The 21,829-nt window shown below is 73.2% G+C and carries 11 protein-coding genes; 5 read left to right on the top strand and 6 right to left on the bottom strand.

Annotation, left to right across the window (positions count from 1 at the left end; genetic code table 11):
* Positions 1-22: 22 nt before the first annotated feature.
* Positions 23-1,411 (bottom strand): cobyric acid synthase, encoded by a 1,389-nt coding sequence (locus tag JT721_RS01200; protein WP_205471062.1) that lies wholly within the window; start codon positions 1,409-1,411, stop codon positions 23-25.
* A gap of 53 nt (positions 1,412-1,464) precedes the next feature.
* On the bottom strand, positions 1,465-2,250 hold the full coding sequence (locus JT721_RS01205) for an SDR family NAD(P)-dependent oxidoreductase (protein WP_205471063.1): 786 nt from the start codon (positions 2,248-2,250) through the stop codon (positions 1,465-1,467).
* Between the two features lie 138 nt (positions 2,251-2,388).
* Here JT721_RS01205 and JT721_RS01210 point away from each other — a divergent pair, with 138 nt between their 5' ends.
* From JT721_RS01210 to JT721_RS01220, 3 genes are all read left to right on the top strand, one after another.
* Entirely contained in the window at positions 2,389-5,172 is a 2,784-nt protein-coding gene (locus JT721_RS01210; RefSeq protein ID WP_205471064.1) for a response regulator, read from the top strand.
* A 108-nt stretch (positions 5,173-5,280) separates the two neighbouring features.
* The gene (locus tag JT721_RS01215; RefSeq protein ID WP_205471065.1) at positions 5,281-6,051 is read left to right on the top strand and encodes a hypothetical protein; all 771 of its coding nucleotides are present in this window, start codon (positions 5,281-5,283) and stop codon (positions 6,049-6,051) included.
* Positions 6,052-6,164: 113 nt separating this feature from the next.
* A complete protein-coding gene (locus tag JT721_RS01220) occupies positions 6,165-6,311 on the top strand; it encodes a hypothetical protein (RefSeq protein ID WP_205471066.1) in 147 nt (48 codons plus the stop codon).
* 9 nt (positions 6,312-6,320) lie between these two features.
* Here the strand turns inward: JT721_RS01220 and JT721_RS01225 are convergent, their stop codons facing one another.
* Positions 6,321-7,340, bottom strand: coding sequence for an LLM class flavin-dependent oxidoreductase (locus tag JT721_RS01225; protein WP_205471067.1), 1,020 nt, complete (start codon positions 7,338-7,340; stop codon positions 6,321-6,323).
* 39 nt (positions 7,341-7,379) lie between these two features.
* The gene (locus tag JT721_RS01230) at positions 7,380-9,530 is read right to left on the bottom strand and encodes a DEAD/DEAH box helicase (RefSeq protein WP_205471068.1); all 2,151 of its coding nucleotides are present in this window, start codon (positions 9,528-9,530) and stop codon (positions 7,380-7,382) included.
* A 463-nt stretch (positions 9,531-9,993) separates the two neighbouring features.
* Here JT721_RS01230 and JT721_RS01235 point away from each other — a divergent pair, with 463 nt between their 5' ends.
* Both JT721_RS01235 and JT721_RS01240 read left to right on the top strand, forming a co-directional pair.
* The gene (locus JT721_RS01235; protein WP_205471069.1) at positions 9,994-10,440 is read left to right on the top strand and encodes an iron chaperone; all 447 of its coding nucleotides are present in this window, start codon (positions 9,994-9,996) and stop codon (positions 10,438-10,440) included.
* Between the two features lie 27 nt (positions 10,441-10,467).
* Positions 10,468-11,142 carry a DJ-1/PfpI family protein gene (locus tag JT721_RS01240; RefSeq protein ID WP_205471070.1) on the top strand — a complete coding sequence of 225 codons (675 nt, stop codon included), beginning with the start codon at positions 10,468-10,470 and terminating at the stop codon, positions 11,140-11,142.
* A 69-nt stretch (positions 11,143-11,211) separates the two neighbouring features.
* Here the strand turns inward: JT721_RS01240 and JT721_RS01245 are convergent, their stop codons facing one another.
* Together JT721_RS01245 and JT721_RS01250 are read right to left on the bottom strand one after the other, a co-directional pair.
* Complete coding sequence (locus JT721_RS01245; RefSeq protein WP_205471071.1) at positions 11,212-16,989, bottom strand: family 78 glycoside hydrolase catalytic domain; 5,778 nt, start codon at positions 16,987-16,989, stop codon at positions 11,212-11,214.
* Between the two features lie 205 nt (positions 16,990-17,194).
* Positions 17,195-21,811, bottom strand: a complete 4,617-nt coding sequence (locus tag JT721_RS01250; RefSeq protein WP_205471072.1) for a family 16 glycoside hydrolase — start codon at positions 21,809-21,811, stop codon at positions 17,195-17,197.
* Between the last annotated feature and the right edge of the window lie 18 nt (positions 21,812-21,829).

The raw sequence follows: 21,829 nt of genomic DNA on the forward strand, positions 1-21,829 counted from the left end.
ACGCCGCGTCGCCGCCGCGCGGTCACCCCACGCCCTCCCGGGCCAGCCGCAGCAGCGCGTCGACGTCGAGGTGCTCCTCGACGAGGTCGCCGAGCAGGTCGAGGCGCCGCTCGCGGGCGGCCGGGAAGGACGCGCGAGAGGTGACGCCGAGGGCCCGCCGGAGGTACGCCGCCCGGTGGGCGTCGTCCTCGAGCGCACCGTGCACCATGGTGCCGGTCACCGGTCCGCGCTCGAGCTCGCCGGCGACCCGGCCGTGGTGGATCTCGTAGCCGGCGGGCTCGTGGCGGCGCAGCACCTTCTCGGGCGTGAACGTCGTGACCAGGTCGAGCAGCCCCAGCCCGGCGACGGTGCCGGGCGGCCCCTCGACGCCGTCGGGGTCGGCCACCTCGCGCCCCAGCAGCTGGCAGCCGCCGCAGATCGCCAGCACCGGCCGGCCCGCCTCGGCGTGCGCGACCACCGCGCGGTCGAGGCCGCGCTCGCGCAGCCAGGCGAGGTCGGCGACCGTGGCCCGGGTGCCGGGCAGCACCAGGAGGTCGGCGTCGGCGAGCGCCCGGGGTGTGGAGGCGAAGACCACGTCGAGGTCCGGCTCGAGTCCGAGGGCGTCGACGTCGGTGAGGTTCGAGATCCGCGGCAGCCGCACCACCGCCACCCGGTGGGTGCCGCCGGTCGAGCGCCGCCCCTCGAGGTCGAGGGCGTCCTCGCTGTCGAGCCACAGGTCCGGGTGCCACGGCAGCACGCCGTGCACCGGCCGCCCGGTGCGGGCGACCAGCTCAACGAGGCCCGGGCGGAGCAGGTCGAGGTCGCCGCGGAACTTGTTGACCACCCAGCCCGCCAGCAGCCGCGCGTCCGCGTCGTCGAGCAGCACGAGGGTGCCGACGAACGCCGCGAGCACCCCGCCCCGGTCGATGTCGCCCACCACCACGACCGGCAGGTCGGCGTGGCGGGCCAGGCCCAGGTTGACGTAGTCGCCGCGGCGCAGGTTGACCTCCGCCGGGCTACCCGCGCCCTCGGCCACCACCACGTCGTGGCGGGCCGCCAGGTCGTCGTACGCCGCGTGCGCCGTGGCGGCCAGGTGGCGCCGGCCCGCCGGCCAGTCCGACGACGACAGCTCACCGCCGGGGCGGCCCATCAGCACCACGTGGCTGCGCCGGTCGCTGCCCGGCTTGAGCAGCACCGGGTTCATCGCCACCTCGGGCTCGACCCGGGCGGCGAGCGCCTGCACCCACTGGGCCCGGCCGATCTCGGCGCCCTCGCCGTCGGGGCCGGTGACGACCATCGAGTTGTTGCTCATGTTCTGCGCCTTGTAGGGCGCCACCCGCACGCCGCGCCGCGCGAACGCCCGGCACAGGCCGGTCGTCACCACGCTCTTGCCGGCGTCGGAGGCGGTGCCGGCGACCAGGAGCCCGCTCATCGTCGCGCAGCCTACGCGCGCAGCCGCTCCGGCAGCCGGGCCGCGGTGCGGCGCTAGGGCAGGATCGAGTCGACGTAGCCGCCGTCGACCCGGACCGCCGCGCCGGTGGTGGCCGAGGCCAGCGGGGAGGCGAGGTAGACCACGAGGTTGGCGATCTCGTCGGGCTCGATCAGCCGCTCCAGCAGCGACTGCGGGCGGTGGCGACGCATGAACTCCGCCTGCGCCTCCTCCCACGGCAGCTCGTCGCCCACGATCTGGCGCACGAACTCCTCGACCCCCTCGGTGTGGGTAGGCCCGGCGATCACCGAGTTGACCGTCACCCCGGACCCCGAGGCCTCCTTGGCGAACCCGCGCGAGACCGCGAGCAGGGCGGTCTTGGACGTCCCGTAGTGGATCATCTCGGCCGGGATCACGACCGCCGAGTCGCTGGCGACGTTCTGCACCCGGCCCCAGCCGCGCTCGCGCATCCCGGGCAGGTAGGTGCGGATCAGCCGCACCGCGCTCAGCACGTTGACCTCGAAGTAGCGGCGCCACTCCTCGTCGCTGATCTCGAGGGCGGGCCGGGCACCGAAGATGCCGAGATTGTTGACGAGGACGTCGACGTCGGGCACCTGCTCCAGGATCGTCGCGACGCCGGCCTCGGTCGTGACGTCGGCCGCGACGCCCACGACGTCGCCGGGGAGCTCGGCGGCGGCGGCCGCCACCCGGGCCGCCGTGCGGCCGTTGACCACCACCCGGGCCCCGGCGGCGGCCAGTCCCCGGGCGATCGCGAGGCCGATCCCCTGGGTCGAGCCCGTCACGAGGGCGGTGCGTCCGGTCAGGTCGAGCGTCAGGGCCATGCCCGGCACAACCGCGCCCGGCCTTCCGGTGTTCCGGCCGGAACCGCCACCACGACGGCTCCGCGCCGCTACCGTGATGGGGCACGGACCGCTGGCGGGAGGGCCGGTGGGCGTGCTCGAGGCCGGGAGGGCCCGCACGTGGACTGGTCGACGCTCTACCGCGACATCGTGGAGACCGCGGCCGACGGCATCTGGGTCGTCGACCTCGAGGGCCGCACGATCTACGCCAACCCCGCCGTCGCGCACATCCACGGGATCCCGGTCGAGGGCCTGGCGACGCTGCAGGTGACCGATATCCTCGACGCCGCCGGCCGCGACCAGTTCGCCCGCCACCTCGAGGAGGTGCGCCAGGGTCGGCTGCACGAGGGCGACGTCGAGGTCCAGTGGGTGCGCGCCGACGGCTCCGTGGTGTGGGTGCTGGCCCGCGAGACCGCGCTGCGCGACGAGCAGGGCCGCCCCTACGCCATCCGGCACCGCTACAGCGACTACACCGAGCGCCGCGAGCTGGTGCAGTCGATGCTCGCCAGCGAGGAGGCGCTCGAGGACCAGAACCGGCAGAACCGGCTGATGCAGGCCGTGGCCAGCGCCGCCAACGAGGCGGGGACGCTCGCCGAGGTGCTGCTCCACGCCCGCGACCTGGTGCTGGTGCACGACGACTGGGACCGGGCGCGGGCCTTCGTCGTCGTCGACGACGACCTGGTGCCGTTCCGTCCAGACGAGACCGGGCCCTCCCCCGCACCACCCGACCCGCATGCGGCGGCGGAGCTCGCCGTGGCCCGGCGCTGCCGCGCCGTGCGTCGTCCGGTGTGGGCCGAGGACCAGCTGACCATCGCCTTCCCCGTGCTGCTCGGCGCCGAGGTGCACGCGGTCATCACGATCACCTCCAAGCCCCCGCTCTACCGCTTCGAGATGATCGAGCAGATGGTCGAGCGGGTCGGCGAGCAGGTGGCCCGGGTGGCCGAGCGCGAGCGGGCCAACGCCGAGCTGTCCCGCGCCCGCGACGAGGCGATGGCGGCGTCGCGCCACAAGTCGGAGTTCCTCGCGACCATGAGCCACGAGATCCGCACCCCGCTCAACGGGGTGATCGGGCTCAACGAGCTGCTGCTGCGCAGCGGTCTCGACCCCGACCAGCAGCGGCTCGCGTCCGGCGTCCAGGTCGCCAGCCGGGCCCTGCTCGGGCTGATCAACGACATCCTCGACTTCTCCAAGATCGAGGCCGGTCGCCTCGAGCTGGAGGAGCTGGACCTCGAGGTGCGGCCGCTGCTCGAGCAGGTGGCCGGCATGGTCGCCGAGACCGCCCGCGCCAAGGGCCTCGACCTCGCGGTGTCGTGCCACCACGACGTCCCCGCCGTGCTCCGGGGCGACCCCACCCGGCTGGCCCAGGTGGTGACCAACCTGGTCGCCAACGCGGTGAAGTTCACCGAGCAGGGGGCGGTCGTCGTGCGCGCGACCGCCGAGGCCGCCGGCGCCCACACCCTCCTCGACATCGAGGTCACCGACTCGGGCGTCGGGGTCGCCGAGGCCAAGCGGGCCGCGCTGTTCGACCCCTTCACGCAGGCCGACTCCTCCACCACCCGGCTCCACGGCGGCACCGGCCTCGGACTCGCCATCTCCCGCGAGCTGGTCGAGGCGATGGGGGGCTCGCTCGAGTACCGGCCCAACCCCGAGGGCGGCAGCGTCTTCACCGCGCGGCTCCCGCTCCGGCCGGCCGCCGGCGACGGCGAGGCCGACCTCACCGGCTCCGCCGACGACGCCCACGCACGGGAGCTCCTCGCAGGACGACGGGCCCTGGCGGTCGACGACACCGAGGCCAACCGGACGATCCTGCGCGAGCAGCTCGCCTGGTGGGGCGTGCCGTGCGACACGGTCGCCTCCGTCGAGGAGGCCCTCGCCCTGCTGGCCGACCCCGCGGCGGAGCGGCCCGACATCGTCCTGCTCGACCTCGCCATGCCCGGGCAGAACGGACTCGACCTCGCCCGGGCGCTCCGGGCCGACCCGACGTATGACGACGTGCCGCTGCTGATGCTCACGTCGTTCTCGAGCGTCGACCCGGCCCTCGTCCGGTCGGCCGGTGTCGACCAGCTGCTGACCAAGCCGGTGCTGCCCAGCAGCCTGCGCGGCGCGCTGCTGCAGCTCCTGGGTGACGAGGTCGGCCCCGAGGGCGCGGCGGCGTGCGACCACGGAACCGGGCGCGGCTCCGTGCTGGTGGTCGAGGACAACCCCGTCAACCAGATGGTGGCCTCCGGCCTGCTGGAGGCCCTGGGCTACACCTCCGTGGTCGTCGGCGACGGGGTGGCGGCGATCGAGGCCGCGGCCTCGGGCGACCACGACGCGATCCTCATGGACGTGCAGATGCCGCGGATGGACGGCTACGAGGCGACCCGGGCCATCCGGGCCGCCGAGCGGGGCGGGCGGCGGCCGATCATCGCGATGACCGCGGCGGCGGTCGAGGGAGAGCGCGAGCGGTGCCTGGCCGCCGGCATGGACGACTTCCTCACCAAGCCGGTGGACGTGACCCGGCTGGCCGCCACCCTCGAGCGGTGGCTGGGGCCCGGGCCCCACTACGCCGAGGTCCTCGACCTCGACCGGCTCGAGGAGCTGCGGCTGCTCGACGACCAGGCGACCTTCCTCGGCCGCGCGATCGACAACTTCCTCAGCTACTCCGTGGTCGACACCGCGACCCTGGCCGCCGCGGTGGCGGCGGGCGACGCCGACGCGCTGCGGCAGGTGGCACACCGACTGGCCGGGAGCGCATTGAACCTCGGTGCGGCCGCCGCGGGCGAGGCGCTGAGGTCGTTGGAGGAGGTGGCGCGCGCCGGCGCCCTCGACGCGGCGGCCTCGGCGCTGCCCGAGGTCGAGGAGCTGCTGACCCAGTCTCGGCGAGCGCTCAGCAGCTACCGCTGGGAGCTCGCCGCCGGATGATCCCGGCCGTCCGTGCAACCGGACGGCCCTCCCGGGCGTAGCACCATGGGGCGCACGCGTGCGCCGACGGCACGACACGAGACGACCCACGAGGACGAAGGACGGGACATGGGCTGGAAGGACGTCGCCAAGCTGGCGTCGGGCTGGGCGGGAGCCAAGAAGGACGAGCTGCTGACCGCCGACCAGGACGAGCGCGAGCAGGCCCGGGCGCGGGCGCAGGAGATCCAGCAGCAGGCGCGGCAGGAGGTCGGCACGTCGTTCCTGGAGAAGGTGCTGCCGCCCGAGATGGCCGAGAAGGTCACCGCCCACCGCCCCGAGAACGTCGCCGCGCGCGAGGCCGAGGAGGCGGTCGCGGCCGAGACGGCCCGCCGGGAGCGCCTGGCCGGCATGAGCACCTCCGGCGACACCGCCGAGCTGACGCTGACGATCTCCGGCGGCGAGTCGGGCACGGTGACGGTCACCCTGCCCTGCGAGCGCGAGGAGGAGCACCCCGACCCGGCCGACCTGGCCGACGTCCCCGAGGGCGAGGCGCCGCCGCTGTCGTGGCTGCGGCTCCGGCTCGAGGCGGTCGACCCGGTGCCGGTCGGCTCGACCAGCCTGGTCGCGCTCGGCATCGGCGTCCCGGACTACCGCGGCCCGGGACGCTACGACCTCGCCGAGCTGCACCGCCGCGGCGAGGCCGGCGAGATCGGCTGGTGGGAGGCGATGGACCTCTACCTCCAGCCGGTCGACGAGGCCGACGACCGCACCTGGTGGGTCGACGTCAACGGCGCGGCGCCGGTGGTCGTGGAGGTCGCCGACGGCTCGCTCACCTTCGACCTGCCGATGGCCTCGGCGGTCAGCGCGATCCGGGCGACGGGGACGATCCGCTGGGGCTGACCGTCGCTCGCAGCACGCCTCCCGGTGGGCCGAGCGACGGCGCCGCAGGTCTGGACCCGGCCCGGGCGGGACACCGGGCGGGCGACCCTGTCGTCCCAACCGGAGGTGCCCCCGTGAAGCGCCCACAGATGGTGTTCGTGGTCGTCCTGACCCTGATCGTGGTGGGGTTGGGTGCGTTCCTGCTCATCGGTGCCATCCGGGGCAACGACACCGACCTGCAGGAGGAGCAGCCGACACCGACGCCCTCCTCGACCTCCTGACCCGGACGGTCAGCGCCAGCCGAGCTCCGGCGCGAGGTGCGTGACGACGCTCTCGAGCACGTGCGCGTTGTAGTCGACGCCGAGCTGGTTGGGCACGGTCAGCAGCAGCGTGTCGGCGGCCGCGACCGCCTCGTCGGCGCGCAGCTCCTCGACCAGCCGGTGCGGCTCGCCGGCATAGGTCTTGCCGAACCGGGCGGTTCCGCCGTCGATGATGCCGACCTGGTCGCGGCTGGCCCGCTCCTGGCCGAAGTATGCGCGGTCGCGGTCGTCGACCAGCGGGAAGATGCTGCGGCTCACCGAGATCCGCGGCTCCCGCTCGTGGCCGGCCGTCCGCCAGGCGTCGCGGAACCGCTGGATCTGCTCGGCCTGGAGCTCGTGGAAGGGCACCCCGGTGTCCTCGGTGAGCAGGGTCGAGCTCATCAGGTTCATCCCCTGCTGCGCGGTCCACTCGGCGGTCGCCCGCGACCCGGCGCCCCACCAGATCCGCTCGCGCAGGCCGGGCGAGTGCGGCTCGACGCGCAGCAGCCCGGGCGGGTTGGGGAACATCGGCCGCGGGTTCGGCTCGGCGAACCCCTCCCCCTCGATCACCTCGAGGAAGACCCGGGTGTGCTCGCGAGCCATGTCGGCGTGGTCGGTGCCTTCGGCCGGCAGGTGCCCGAAGTAGCGGAAGCCGTCGATCACTTGCTCCGGTGACCCCCGGCTGATGCCGAGCTGGAGCCGGCCGCCCGAGATCAGGTCGGCCGAGCCGGCGTCCTCGGCCATGTAGAGCGGGTTCTCGTAGCGCATGTCGATGACGCCGGTGCCGATCTCGATCCGGCTGGTGCGCGCCCCCACCGCGGCCAGCAGCGGGAACGGCGAGGCCAGCTGGCGGGCGAAGTGGTGCACCCGGAAGTACGCCCCGTCGACGCCCAGCTCCTCGGCCGCGACCGCCAGGTCGATCGACTGCAGCAGCGCGTCGGCAGCCGACCGCGTCGCCGAGTGCGGCGACGGCGTCCAGTGGCCGAAGGACAGGAACCCGATGTTCTTCATGGCGGGGCTAACCGGACCGAAGTCCGGTTTCTTCCCCGGTCATGCAGCGGCCCCACCGTCGCGCGCCTCGAGGGCCTGCGTCAGCAGCACCACCAGCGCCTCGAGCTGCAGGTCGGCCGAGGACGCCAGCGCCTCGTCGGAGCCGTCGAGGGCCCGGGCCGCCAGCCCGGCCTTGCTGTCGATGAGACCGGCGATCCGCGAGTCGATGGTCTGCGCGGCGATGATCCGCCAGGCGGTGACCGGGTCGCCCTGGCCGATGCGGTGCACCCGGTCGATGGCCTGGGTCTGCTCGGCGTCGGTCCACGACAGCTCGGCGAGCACGACGTTGGAGGCGACCTGGAGGTTGAGCCCGACGCCTGCCGCGGTGAGCGAGCAGACCACCACCGCGACCTCGGGGTCCTCGACGAAGGCGTCGATGTTCTGCTGGCGCACCTTGGGCGTCTGGTCGCCGCGGATCGAGGAGTAGCGCAGCCCGGCGCGGGCGAAGCTCTCCTCGGCGAGGTCCATCACCTCGACGTGCTTGGCGAAGAACACGACCTTGCCGACGCTGTTGGCCAGCTGGGCGGCGTAGTCGGCCGCCAGGCCGGCCTTGGCCCGCCCGATCCGCCGGATCATCGAGAAGATGTTCTCGCCCGTGCTGGCGTCGTCGTCCTCGCGCTCCCACGTCGCCACCTGGCGCACCAGGTCGTGGTCGATGCCGTCGACCACCGCGCCGGAGCGGCGGGTGGCGAGCGCGGTGTCGTAGCGCTCGACCAGGCGTCGGGCCAGCTCGGCCTCGGCCTTGCGGATCGAGCGGCCCTCGGCGTCGTCGAGCTCGACGGGCAGGTCGGCGATCCGGCGCTCGGGGATGTCGGCGGCGACGTCGACCTTGCGGCGCCGGACGATGCCCATGTCGACCACGCAGCGGCGCGCGGCGCCGTAGAAGGCGGGCTCGGCGGGCGTCAGGCCGGTCTCCTCGAGCCGGTTCATCAGCTCGGTCAGCGGCTTGCGGTCGTCGATCCAGCCGAGGAACTGCCAGATCGCCCGGAAGTCCTCGATGTCGTTGATCAGCGGCGTGCCGGTGAGCGCCATCAGCAGCGGGCGGCCGGCCCGCCGGCGGATCCGCTCGGAGAGCTCCAGCGCGTGCCGGGAGCGCTGCGAGGTCTTGTTCTTGATGAAGTGGGCCTCGTCGATGACCATGCCGCGGAAGCCGTGGTCGCCGAGCCAGCCGACGTGGCGGTCGAGCACCTCGTAGTTGACGACGACGATGTCGGCGAACCCGTCGACGGTGTGGCCGTCGCCGTGCACGACGGTCACCGACCGCTCCGGGGTCCACAGCCCGACCTCGCGGGCCCAGTTGGTCTTGACGACGTTGGGCACCACGACCAGCAGCGGGTACGCCTGCGCCGCGCGGGCCGCGAGCAGCGACTGGGCGGTCTTGCCGAGGCCGGGCTCGTCGGCGAGCAGGAAGGTGCGGTGGCCCTCGGCGGCGGCCGCGACCACGCGGGCCTGGTGGGGCATCAGCTCGCGGCCGTCGGGCAGCCGCAGGTCGGCCGGCTCGGGGAGCGCCATCGAGGCGGACGCCCCGCCCTGCTCGAAGGCCCGGAACAGCGGGCCGATGAGCTCCCAGGTCGCGAGCCGGCGGGGGCCGGTCGGACGGGCCGGGGCGTTGGAGAAGTCGGGCACCAGGAACGGGTTGGCGAGCTGGCGGGCCACCACCGACCGGGGCACCACGCGGCGCTCGGTCGGCGCCGCGGCGTCGTCCGGCTCGGCGTCGGGGGTCGTCTCTCGCTCGGGCGCCTCGACCCCGGCCGCGGTCATGATCTCGTCCATGAGGTCGTGCACCTCGTCGGAGACCTGGGCCTCCTCGGCCAGCAGGCCCAGCAGCGACACCTCGCGGGTCGCCGACTTGGCCAGGATGGTGGCGACGCCGTCGAGGCGCCGCAGCTGCCCGTCGCGCTGCCCCTGCGTGGCCGTCTCGTCGGCCTTGACCCGGCTGCGCTCGTCGCGCACCAGCAGGGCCACGGCCTGGAACTTGGTGCGCACCGAGGGGGTCACCCGACCCCGCTCGACGGCCGACTCGACCTCCCGCACGGCCCGGGCGAGGTAGGGGATCAGCCCCTGCTCGTCGCGGTGGGTGGCGGGTCGGCGCTGCGGCCGGGTGGTGCCGCCGCGTCGGGTGTTCGCACTGCGCTGGCGCGATCGTGCCAAGGACTCCCCCTAGGAGTGGCTGCCGGTCACCGGGAGGTACGTCGGGCCCTCTCGCTGCGCGGCTGCGCTGGGTGGCCGCCGCGGGTTCGCGGAGACCGGTGTGCGCCTGGGCGGACGGTGCACCGCCGGCGACGCGTTTCACGCTGGTCGTGTGGCCGAGCGGTGGGGCGGTCTCGACGAGCACGTCCCCGCCATCGATCGGCTACGGCCATGCTACCCCACCCGGCGCCGACCACCGAGCGCGCGCCGTCCGCGTCGTCCCGGGGCGGGTGCCGGGTCGCACTCGTCAGGCGGTTCCTCGAGTTGTCGGCCCTTGCCATGCCCGACAACACGGGGAACCCCCGGTCGACCGGGGAACCCACGCGCCGGCCGACCACCGCCGACCGGTCAGGAATCGAGAAGCCCACCCGAGCCCGGGGTCACTAGCGTCGAGACGACACCGACCAACCCCAGGAGGAACACCATGGCCACGACGTCCGACCGCACCCAGACCGGGTTCTCCGAGGCCGAGCGGGCCGCGATGAAGGAGCGCGCCGAGGAGCTGCGCGCGTCGGGTCGCGGCGGCAAGAAGAAGGCCAGCGACGCGGAGGCGATGCTCACGAAGATCGCCGAGATGCCCGACGGCGAGCGGGTGCTGGCCGAGCGGCTGCTCGCGATCGTGACCGAGGCGGCGCCCGACCTGCTGCCGAAGACCTGGTACGGCATGCCGGCGTGGGCCGAGGCCGACGGCAAGATCGTCTGCTTCTTCCAGGGCGCCAGCAAGTTCGAGGCGCGCTACTCGACGTTCGGCTTCAACGACCCGGCGAACCTCGACGACGGCACCGTCTGGCCGACGTCGTTCGCCGTCACCGACCTCACCGACGCAGACGTCGCGTTCTTCACCGAGCTGGTCCGGCGCGCGGTCGCCTGACCGGCCGGGCGGGGGCAGGATGGCGGCATGACCCTCTCCGTCGCCGTCGTCCTCCACCAGGGCATCACCACCCTCGACGCCGTGGGGCCCGCCGAGGTGCTGCGCTTCGTGCCGGGGGCCGAGCTCATCCTGGTCGCGCCGGAGGCCGGGCCGGTGGCCACCGACAACCCCGCCGTGGTGCTCACCGCGACCGCCTCGCTGACCGAGGTCACCAACCCCGACGTGGTGGTCGTCCCCGGCGGGCCCGGCACCCGCGGCGCCCTCGACGGCCCGGTCGTGCCCTGGCTGGCCGACGTGCACCCGCGCACGACCTGGACCACCTCGGTGTGCTCCGGCTCGCTGCTCCTCGCGGCCGCCGGGGTGCTGGGAGACGGCCCGGCCACCTCCCACTTCGCGGTCGCGGACTTCCTGCCGATGCTCGGCGTCGCGTTCAGCGACGAGCGGGTCGTGGTCGACCGGGAGCGCCACGTCGTGACCGCCGGCGGCGTCTCCAGCGGCATCGACATGGCGCTCACGCTGGTCGGCGAGCTGTGCGACCCGCTGACCGCGCAGGCGATCCAGCTGATCATCGAGTACGACCCGCACCCGCCCCACGACACCGGCTCCCTGGCCGGCGCCTCGCCCGAGGTGGTGCGCCGGGCGATCGAGCTGGGCGTGCCGCACGGCGCGATCCCCGAGGAGTGGGCGGCCGCCCACGGCTGAGCCGGACCCGACGAGGCCGGGCCCGCCGCCCCGGGGGACGACGAGGGCCCGGCCCACCGATCACGTGCCTCAGGTGCCGCGCACCGTCCGTGCCGGCGCGGCGGAGGCCGCCGTGGTCGCGCTGCCGAGGTAGCGGACCTCGACCTTGTGCTTGCCCCTGCGGATCTTCACCTTGGCCGAGGCCTTGCCGTTCCTCAGGTCGCGGGTGGCGACGACCTTGCCGTCGACGACCACCTGCACCCGGCCGGTCACGGTCACGCCGGGCGCGGCCACGGTCGCGGTGACCGTCACCTTCTTGCCCGCCTTGACCTTGGTCCTGCTCACCTTCGACCTGGTGGTCGAGGCGACCTTGGCCACCGCGGCCGTGGCCGCGGAGGTCGCGGTGCCGGGCGCCAGCCCGTCCTTGGTGGCGGTGACCCGCACCGAGAGCCGGGTGCCGGCGTCGGCGGCGACGACCCGGTAGGTCTCCCCGGTGGCGCCGGCGATGGCGGCGCCGTCGCGCAGCCACTGCCGGGTGAGGGTCAGCCCCTTGGTGTTCCACGACCCGAGGGTCGAGGTGAGGGTGGCGCCGATCTTCGGCGTCCCGGTGACCGTGGGTGGCACCAGGGCCGAAACCGTCTCGACGTCGCTGAGCGTCACCGAGGTCTGCTGGACCTGCTCGGGGTTGCCGGCGACGTCGGTCGAGGTGAACTCGACGACGTGGACGCCGTAGCCCTCGACCGCGACCGGCTGGGCGCCCGCCTGCTGCCAGTCGCCGCCGTCGACCCGGTACGACGTCGCGGCGACCCCGCTCAGCGCGTCGGTGGCGGTGAACGCCAGCGTCGCCCGGTCGGAGGCGTCGACGCCGGAGCCCTGGGCGACCTGCACGCTCGTCACCGGGGCGACCGAGTCGATCCAGACCGGGATGGTCCGAGCCGCCGAGGTGTTGCCGGCGGCGTCGCGGGCCCGGTAGGAGAGCTCGTGCCTGCCCTCGCCCGAGATCGTGACCGGGCCGGTGTAGGCCTCCCAGCCGGACGAGCGCCCGGTCTGCACGACCGGCGCGGGGTCGCGGTTGTCGACCGCGCCGACGGACACCTCGGCGGCGGAGCGGTACCACCCGTTGTCACCGGCCTTCCCGGCGGTGACGGCGGCCGACACGTCCGGCGCGACCTCGTCGCCCGGGACGGGCAGCACCCAGGTGTCGGCGAGCGACGGGTCGTGGAACCCGGCCGCGTCGGCCGGGAACTCGAACCGGACCCGGGCCTCGCCGTCGGCCGTGCCGGCCAGCGCCGCGCCGCCGACCAGCACGTCGTGGACCTTGGTGCCGTCACCGGTCTCGGTGCGCGGCACCAGCTGGGTCTTGACCAGCACGCCGTCGACGCTCACGTGGTACTTCTTCGTCGTCGGGCCGTTGAACGTCTCGATGCTGCGCAGCACGAACGGTGCGCCGGCGGGCACGTCGAGCAGCACCGAGTACCACGAGCCCGGGACGCCGGCGTTGGCGTAGCGGCGGGTGTAGCCGGCCTCGGAGCTCGTCCCGCTGCTCGGCGAGGCCTGCAGCTGGTGGGCGCCCTCGGACGTGCCGTTGCCGAAGTCGACGTGGTCGACCACCTCGCCCGTCGGGGGCACGACCACCGGCAGCACCGGGGCCACGTCCTTGGTGGCCAGCGCGACGCCGGCCCGCTGCACCGTGACGGTGGCCGGCACCGCGCCGCCGACCCGGTCGATCGGGACGGTCACGGGCACGGTGGCGGTCACGGTGCCGCCGGCGGGCACGACCACCTCGTCGGACGGTGCGGAGCGCCAGCCGGCGGGCAGCGTGGCCACGACCTGGGCGCGCACCGCGCCCGTGCCGGTGTTGGTCACCGGCACCGAAAGGGTGGCGCGCTCGACCGGGTCGCCGGCACCGGGCGCGACGGTGACGTCGCCGACGGTCAGCCCGGAGGTGACGGTGGCCCAGCCCGAGGCGGTGTCGGTGAGCACGTGCTGCTCCCCGTCGACCGTGACCGACAGGCTCAGCACCGCGTCGTACGACGCCGGGTCGGCGTCGGCGGGCGCGGTCAGCGTGACCGGCAGCTGGGCCGAGGCGCCGGCGGCCACCTCGGCGGGGGCCACCTCGCCCGGAGTCCAACCGTCGACGGTGACGCTGCCACCGGTGACGCCGATCGGGGCGCTGCCGGCGTTGGTCACCTGGACCGTGCCGACGACCGGGGCGCCGGGGAGCACCGCCCCCGCCACCGGCGGGAGCGAGACGGTGAGGCCGAGGGCTCCGGCGACCGCGCGGGTCAGGGCCGTCTCGAGCGCGGCGAGGCGGCCGTCGAGCGCGCCCCGCACCGGGGCGTCGACCGACGAGCCGGCCAGCCAGGCGCGCAGGTCCTGCACCTGCTCCAGCGCCGAGCGGAGGCCGGCGGTGACCGCGGCGTCGTCGCCGTCGAGCTGGGCGAGCAGGGCCGCCGACACGCCGTCGCGGGTGCCCTCGAGCCGGGTGTCGACCTCGGCGGCGTCGCCGTCGGCGAGGTCGCCGGCCTCGGCCAGGACGGCCGCCTGGTCGCGGATCTCCTGCACCTGGCCGAGCAGGTCGCCGAGCGCCCCGAGGTCGGGGGCCACCGCGAAGTCGTAGCTGCCCGAGCCCACGGTGACGACGACCTCGCCGTCGCCGGCCGACACGTCGAGCACGCCGTCGACGTCGTGGAGGAGGGCACCGCCCTCGGTGACCGACCACTCGTTGGCGGCCGGGAGCACGATCTCGGCGGTGGTGTTGACCGGCACCTCGACCGCGAGGGTGAGGTCGTCACCCGTGAGCTGCCAGTCGGTCGCGATCCGGCCGTAGACCGAGTCGTAGGTGCCGGCGCCGCGGGTCACGCCGCCACCGGGCACCGGGGCGACCCGGATCTTCTTGTAGCCGGGGTCGAGCGGGGCGATCGCGCCGATGTTGCGGTACATCCAGTCGCCGACGGCGCCGTAGGAGTAGTGGTTGAACGAGTTCATGCTGACGTCGCCGAAGGTGCCGTCGGGCATGATCGAGTTCCAGCGCTCCCACATCGTGGTGGCGCCGTTCTCGACCTCGTAGCCCCACGACGGGTACTCCTTGCGGACCAGCAGCATCCACGCGAGGTCCTCGCGGCCGATGGTGCTGAGCGCGGGCAGCAGCCACGGCGTGCCGAGGAAGCCGGTGGTGAGGTGGTTGCCGCTGGCCGCCAGCTTGGCGACGAACCGGGCGCCGACCTTGGCCACCATCTCCTCGGGCACCAGGCCCATGCCGAGGGCGACGGCGTAGCCGGCCTGGCTGTTGCCCTGCACGGTGCCGTCGGCGGCGATGTACGCCGCCGCGAACGCCGCGCGGACCTGCTCGGCCAGCCCGGCCAGCTCGGCGGCGTAGGCGTCCTGCCCGAGGGCGGCGGCCATCTCCGACATCAGCTGCGTGGTCAGGGCGTACGACGCGGTGCCGAGCACCGGGCCCGGGGTGGGGTCGTCGAGGTTGAGCCAGTCGCCCCAGGTGTTGCGGCCCTGCTCGAGCAGGTCCGCACCGGCGCTGCTGCGCAGCAGGTCGTGGAACTTCTTCATGTCCGCCCAGTAGAGGCGGGCGGTGCTGATGTCGCCGTAGCTCTTCCAGTGGGCGTAGGGCACGGTGATGCCGGCGTCGGACCAGCCGGTGCCGGTGCCGGCCTTGAAGTTCGGCGGGGTGGGCGCGACGCCCTGGTAGTCGCCGTTGGCGTTCTGGGTGTCGCGCATGTCCATCATCCACTTGGACAGGAACGCGCGGGTGTCGGTGAGGTAGCTCGCGGTCGGGACGAAGACGTTGATGTCACCGGACCAGCCGAGCCGCTCGTCGCGGGCCGGGGTGTCGGTCGGCACCGACAGGAAGTTGCCGCGCTGGCCCCAGCTGATGTTGCTGAGCAGCTGGTTGAGCATCGGGTCGGAGGTCTCGAGCGTGCCGGTGTCGCGCAGGTCGGAGCCCCACACCACGCCGGTGACGTCGGCCGCGGTCGGCGGGGTGGAGGCGCCGACGATCTCGACGTAGCGGAAGCCGTGCTGGGTGAAGCGCGGCTCGTAGGTCACGGTGCCGGTCGAGGCGAACGTGTAGCGGTCGGTCACCTTCGCCGAGCGCAGGTTGGCGGTGTAGAGCGTGCCGTCGGGGTTGAGCTCCTCGCCGTAGCGGATGGTGACGGTCTGGCCGGCCTGGCCGGTGAGCACCATCCGGGCGACGCCGACCATGTTCTGGCCGAGGTCGTAGGTCCACCGGCCGGGTGCCGGCTCGGTGCGCTCGACGGTGGCGAGCTCCTGGGTGGTGCGCACCGGCTCGTCGGGCTGCGGCACGACCTGCGCGGTCGGAGCCGTGCGGGTGATCGCGTCGCCCCAGCCGCTGTCGTCGTACCCGGGCTGGTTCCAGCCGCTGCGAGCCAGTCGGGCGTCGTAGGACTCGCCGTCGATGAGGTCGGCCAGCGTGTAGGGGCCGGGCGCGGCGTTCCAGGTGGCGTCGTCGGTGTCGACCCACTGCGAGGTGCCGTCGGAGTAGTCGATGCGCAGCCGAGCCACCAGCGAGGTCTCGGTGCCGTAGTTGCCGGTGCCGAGGTGGGCGACCCGGCCGGCCCACCAGCCGCTGCCGAGCTCGGCGCCGAAGGCGTTCTCGCCGGCCTCGACGAGGTCGGTCACGTCGTAGGTCTGGTGCTGGAAGCGGTCGAGGTAGTCGGTCCAGCCGGGTGCGAGGTGCTGGTCGCCGACCTTCTCGCCGTTGAGGGAGAGCTCGTAGATGCCGCGCGCGGTCGCGTAGACCCGGGCGCGGGTCACGGTCTTGCCGGCGGCGGTGTCGAAGTCGGTGCGCAGCACCGGCAGGTTGCCGTCGGGCGAGCGCCAGATGATCTCCTGCTCCCCCTTGACCTCCAGGCCGCCCTCGACGAGCGTGCCGCCGCTGAACGGGTTGGTGCCGTCGGAGAAGTCGGTGTCGAGCAGCACGTCGCCGTTCTCGGCGACCACCTCGACCCGGTGGACCGTCGAGGCCTCCACGCCCTCGGTGGCGTTGACCGAGCGGAAGCCGACGTAGCCCTTGGTCAGCGAGGCGTCGGTGCGGGTGTCGATCGTGGTGCCGTCGAGCTTGGTGGTGATCGTGGTGCCGTCGAAGGTGACCGCCAGCGTGTGCCGGCCGGTCTTCAGCTGCTGGAGGCTGATGAACGACGAGATGTCCTTGTTGGCCAGCAGCGCGAAGGCGCCGTTGACCTTGCGGTGCGGGCGCAGCCGCGGGACGCCGTCGGCGACGCTGAGCTGCCACATGTAGGCGTTGCTGGTGTTGGTGGCACGCAGGTAGGGGCCGAAGACCAGGTTGTCCATGGTGAAGTCGAACTCGGCCGTGTAGTCGGTCCAGCGGTTGAGCTCGTTGCCGGGGGCAGCGCCCACCCACTCCGCGCTCCCCCAGTCGGCGGTCGAGAGCAGGCCGGTCTCGAACGACGCCGGCTCGCTCCAGGCGCTGGCCTGGTCGGCGCCGTCCCAGGTGCGCACCTGCCAGGCGTAGCGCTCCTGCGAGTCCAGGTCGGGGCCGCCGTAGACGACGTCGACCTGGCGGTCGGAGGCGACCTTGCCGGAGTCCCAGACGTCGGCGTCGCCGAGCGCGTCCTCGCTCGAGGCGACGCGCACCTGGTAGGCGGTCTGCACCACGCCGCGACCCGTCGAGGTCGCGTGCCAGCTCAGGCTCGGGTCGGCGCCCGGGATGCCGAGGGGGTCGGTGCGCCCGTTGGTCAGCAGCCCGGTCACCGTGACGGGGGCCGGCTCGGCGGCCCCGGCAGGTGCGGCCAGCGCCAGCGGCGCGACGGTGAGGGCGAGGGCGGCCGTGAGGGCGGCGCTGCCCAGGCGGGTGGCGCGCGATCGGGAAGACATGGAGGTCCTTGCTCGGTCGTCGATTGAAACGTTGCAAACGACAACCTAAGCAGCCGTGACCGCCGTCACAAGGGCCGGACGGGCCCGGTCGTGGCCGGATCCGGTCACGCGGCCGCCGGACGGAGCCGGGCGGGGCCGGAAAAGGCTGACGGGCCCGGTGGCCTCCCCCATCACCTGAGGAGTCACCGGGCCCGTCAGCGTTCGGTCACCTGGTCAGCCGGAGCTTCAGGCGCTGGGTGGTGCCGTCGCGGTGGGTCACGACGAGCACGACCTTGACCGAGCCCTTCCTGGCCAGCTGCAGGCGGGCCTGCCGGTTGAGGTTCAGCTTCAGCCGGCCGCGGCTGCGGTCCTGGACGGCGAACCGGCCGGACCCCAGCTTCTTGCCCGAGGCACCCCTGGTCTTCAGGACCGCCTTGCCGACGCAGTCCACCGGGCCGCAGCGCAGCCCGATCGTGGCCGTGCGCCGCGCCTTGTTGGCGTCGACCTTCCCGCCGATCGCCGTCACCTTCGGCTTGGCCGGCGGCTGGGTCGGCGGCACCACGGGCTTCTTGACCACGGTGAGCGAGCCGCTGCCCACCGCCGCGTCGTGGGCCACGTCACCGGCGTACGCCGCCGACAGCGCGACCTGGCCCTCGGCGTCGAACGGCCCGACCGTCACGGTGGCCTTGCCGTCGACCAGCGTCGCCGGCGGCTGCTCCTCGCCCGCGACCGAGAGCACGACCTGGCCGGTCGGCGTCTCCTGCGCGGCCGAGTCGACCTCGACCTGCACCTGGGCGGTGCTGCCGACCGGCACCTGCGCCGGCTGCGCGGTGACGGTGACCGTCGGCGTGACGTTCTCCGGGTCGGCCAGGTTCTTGACCTGGACGTCGCGGTAGTAGACGTTCTCGCCGTTGCCGTGGTTCTGCAGGCCGATGTACGACGGCCACTTCAGCCGCTCCGGGTCCTCGCTGGTGAAGTCGTTGACCAGCGTGTCGTTGAGGTAGATCCGGATCCGGTCACCCTCGACGCGGATCTCGTAGTGGTTCCACTGACCCTCCGGCTTGAGCGCCGCGTCCCGGGCCACCAGGTCGGCGGACTGGAAGTTGTAGATCGCGCCCGTGGTGCTGTCGGGGTCGTCGGTGCGGTCGATCTGGATCTCGTAGCCCTTGTCGACGGCCACCCACGGGTCGTTGCCCGGGTCGGGGAACCCGACGAAGACACCGCCGTTGTGGTCGGCGACCAGCTTCCAGTCCAGCTGCAGCGAGTAGTCGCCGGCGAGCGGCTCCTCGTGCCACAGCAGGCCCAGGCCGCCGTGCGTCATCAGCGTGCAGTCGGCCTCGCGGGTGAAGAAGCCCGGACCGGCCATGTTCCAGCTCTCGAGGCTCTCGGCGGTGCCGTCGAACAGCGTCCGGTAGCCGGGGTCGGCCGCGCCGGGCTGGCAGGTGTCGGGCTCGACGGTCGGCTCGGTCACGGTGAACCGCTCGAACGACGCGACCTCGTTGCCGGTGCCGTTGTAGGCCGCGACGCCGATCTTCGGCGCGACCAGCCCGGTCAGCGGGTAGCCGGCCCCGAGCGAGGTCCAGGTCTGCCCCTGGTCGAGGGAGTACCTGCCCTGCAGCACGGTGCCGGTCGACACCATCTGGAGCTGCAGGTTCTTGGGCGCGCCCGGCAGGGCGGCGCTGTTGACCCACACCATCTGCTCGTTGATGCGGCGTCCCAGCTCGATCACCCACTTGCCCTGGGGGTTGCGCATCGCCACCACCTTGGCGTAGTTGGCGTTGCTGGTGTGGGCGACCAGACCACCCTGGAGGTAGTCGTCGGAGCCGCTGAGCGACAGCTGCGTCGTCGCGGCCCAGGTGTCGTCCTCCGGGGAGTCCTGGAGCACGATGTTCTTCGCGCTGACCGTGCCGCCGGTGATGTCACCGGGGTGGGCGGCGATCCGCAGCTTGCCGCTGGCGACCTCGAGCCCGCCCGCGAACGGGTTGAGCACGGTGCTCCACCGGCAGGTGTCGAGCTCGTCGCCCTCGAACTCGTCGTCCGCCGCGACCGGGTTCCCCGGGTCGCAGACGGGGCCGGGCTCGGACACGTCGACGTAGTCGAGGTTGACCGCGCCGTCGTCGCCCTGGGCCACGTGGTAGGTCACCGTGTTGGTGCCCTCCTCGAGCTCCACGGTCTCCGTGGCGGTGGCCCAGGTCTGCCAGCTGCCGGTGCGCGGGAGCGTGATCTGCTCGGCGGCGCCGTCGTTGACCTTCAGGCTGATCTTCTTCGACCCGTCGAACGGGTTGGGGCCGTTGGAGTAGCCCAGCTTCAGCGCGTGCTCGCCGGCGCTCTCGGCCTCGACCGTGAACGCCACCGAGGCGCCCACCGGCTCCATGCCGCCGACGTAGCCGGTGCCGCTGTAGCCCGGGTGCTGCGTCTGCTTGTTGGCGCCGCCGCCCAGCGTGGCGGACTCCGCCTCGTAGCGCTTCGCCGTCGGCTTGGTCACCCGGACGTAGTCGAGGTTGACGTGCCCGTCGTCGCCGGGGTCGCGGACCAGGCGCAGGGTCGACGGACCCGCCGGCAGCTGCACCGGGAGGACGTAGGTGCCCCAGGTCTTCCAGTCACTCGTCGACGGCAGCGAGACCACCGTGCGCTGGTCACCGACGTAGAGGCTGACCTTCTTGGCGCCGGCGAACGGGTTGGGCCCGTTGGCGTAGCCGATGGTCAGGTCGTAGGTGCCAGCCTCGTTGACGACGACCTGGATCTTGCTGCCCGCGCCGTCGTTGCCCATGCCTGCCACGAAGCCGGTGCCGCTGTAGCCGGCGTGCTCGGTCGCGATGCTGGCGGAGCCGGACAGCTCGCCGTCCTCCAGCTGGTAGAGGCCGAACGGCGCCGGCTCCGGCGGCGGCTCGACGTAGCCGGGGTAGGTGTTGAGCGTGTACCACGCCTCGGTGCTCCACAGCTGCTCGCCGGAGGCCGCGGCGAAGGGCCGCGGGGACCGCAGGTGGACGACCCGGTTGGGCTTCATGCCGTCGACCTGGAGCGTCACGGTGCGACCGTCCTGGGACGGCGTGGCGCTGGTGACCTCGAGGGTCTCCTCGTTGAGCTTGGGACCGCCGTACTGCGCGGTGGCCTTGTAGCTCCACTGCTGCAGGTCGTACTTGCTGGCCAGGTTGGTCAGCGTCGCCGGCGCGAGCGGCTTGGTGTAGGTGACCTCGAAGCCACCCTCGATCACCTTCATCGACTGCATGTCGAAGGGAACGGTGCCGTTGAGCTCGAGCTTCTGCAGGCCGTGGCGCAGCTTGCCCGCCTGGCCCCAGTTGCCGCCCGAGCCGATGCCACCGATGTAGAGCGAGCCGTCGTCACCCTTGAGGACGCGGCTGACGCCTGCCTCGAAGCCCTGGCTCATCCGGAACAGCGCGCCCTGGTACTCGCCCTCGACCTTGTCGAGGTACGCGCGCTGCAGGCCGCCGTAGGTCACGTCGCCGATGAGCAGCTGACCGGCGTAGGGGCCCTCGTCGACGGTCACCGGGGTGCTCGGCGAGTTGGCGATCTCGTTCTGCGGCATCCACAGCACCGGCTTGGTGACCGGCTCGTCGTCGAAGCGGCCGGGCGTGTTGCCGGGGCCGGTGGTGAAGTGGTTGAAGAACCGGTTGGGCTTGATCTCGATCAGCTTGGACGCCGGCAGCCAGCCGCCCTGGTTGTCGGTCACGAAGATCTCGCCGTCGGGGCCCCAGCCCATGCCGTGGGGCGTGCGCAGGCCGCCGGCGACGTACTCGACCTCGCCGGTGTCCTTGTCGACGGTGATGTGGGTGCCGCGGTCGTGCGAGCCCTGGGGCACGGTGGTCGCGCCGCCCAGGTTGATCGAGACCGACAGGTTGAGGTGGAACTTGTTGTCCTTGTAGAGCATGCCGAAGGCGAACTCGTGGAAGTTGCCGTCGAAGGGCCAGGTGGCCAGCGCCGACCGGCCCTCGAAGGTTCCGTCGTCGTTGGCGTCGACGAACTTGGTCATCTGGTGCTTCTCGGACACGTAGATGTCACCGTCGACCACCTTGACGCCCATCGGCTCCTTGAGCGTGTCGGCGATCTTGGTGCGGGTCACGCCGGCCGGGCTGGTGGCGGTCTTGACGCCCGAGAGCCGCCAGAGCTCGCCCAGCGACACGTTGCCCTGGTCGTTGCCGTTGCCGCCCCAGGTGAGGACGAGCAGGTCGTCGCCCATCCACTCCAGGCCCGAGACCTTGGGCTCGAAGGCCTGCTCACGCAGGTTGACCAGGTCGTAGGCGGGGTTGACGGAGTCGAGCTGGAGGCCGTCGCCGGCGGTGTCGTTCTGCCCCTCGCACTGCTTGAACCCGGGGTGCGTCACGCGGGTGACGCCCTCCTCGGTGCTCAGCACGCTGGTCGGCACGATCGAGAACGACGCGTCGCCCGGCTTCTTCCACTCCAGGGTCAGCCGCTCGCCGTTGGTCGCCTCGAAGAAGTTGATGCGCAGCTCGTGCACGCCGGCGGAGAGGGTGGTGGTGCCCTCCTTGGCGGTCGGGCCGTGCAGGCCGTCGTGGTCGATGACCAGCTGGTCACCGATGAACAGCTCGGACCCGTCGTCGCTGGTGATCCGGAACTGGTAGCTGCCGGCGGTCTCGATGCTGAGGTTGGCCCGCACGTGGACCATGTAGTTGTCCTGCAGGCCACCGAACTCCTCGGGGGAGTCCCAGTCGATGGTCGGCCGGATCTCGTCGACGTTCGGCGTCTGGCCGGCCTTGATGTCGCAGAGCTCGGAGATGCCCTGGCCGAGCTGGTAGGCGCGCATCGTGACGCCCGGCTCGTCGCCGGGTGGCAGCGCGGAGGCCGCGGTCACGGTGGTGGCCATCCCCAGGCCGACCGCTGT

Source organism: Nocardioides sp. SYSU D00038, from assembly GCF_016924665.1.
Lineage (GTDB): Bacteria > Actinomycetota > Actinomycetes > Propionibacteriales > Nocardioidaceae > Nocardioides.

Excerpts from the sequence above, each read along its gene's own strand:
- JT721_RS01200 (WP_205471062.1), bottom strand. The coding sequence starts at position 1,411 with ATGAGCGGGCTCCTGGTCGCCGGCACCGCCTCCGACGCCGGCAAGAGC.
- JT721_RS01205 (WP_205471063.1), bottom strand. The coding sequence starts at position 2,250 with ATGGCCCTGACGCTCGACCTGACCGGACGCACCGCCCTCGTGACGGGC.
- JT721_RS01215 (WP_205471065.1), top strand. The coding sequence starts at position 5,281 with ATGGGCTGGAAGGACGTCGCCAAGCTGGCGTCGGGCTGGGCGGGAGCC.
- JT721_RS01225 (WP_205471067.1), bottom strand. The coding sequence starts at position 7,340 with ATGAAGAACATCGGGTTCCTGTCCTTCGGCCACTGGACGCCGTCGCCG.
- JT721_RS01235 (WP_205471069.1), top strand. The coding sequence starts at position 9,994 with ATGGCCACGACGTCCGACCGCACCCAGACCGGGTTCTCCGAGGCCGAG.
- JT721_RS01240 (WP_205471070.1), top strand. The coding sequence starts at position 10,468 with ATGACCCTCTCCGTCGCCGTCGTCCTCCACCAGGGCATCACCACCCTC.
- JT721_RS01245 (WP_205471071.1), bottom strand. The coding sequence starts at position 16,989 with ATGTCTTCCCGATCGCGCGCCACCCGCCTGGGCAGCGCCGCCCTCACG.
- JT721_RS01250 (WP_205471072.1), bottom strand. The coding sequence starts at position 21,811 with ATGGCCACCACCGTGACCGCGGCCTCCGCGCTGCCACCCGGCGACGAG.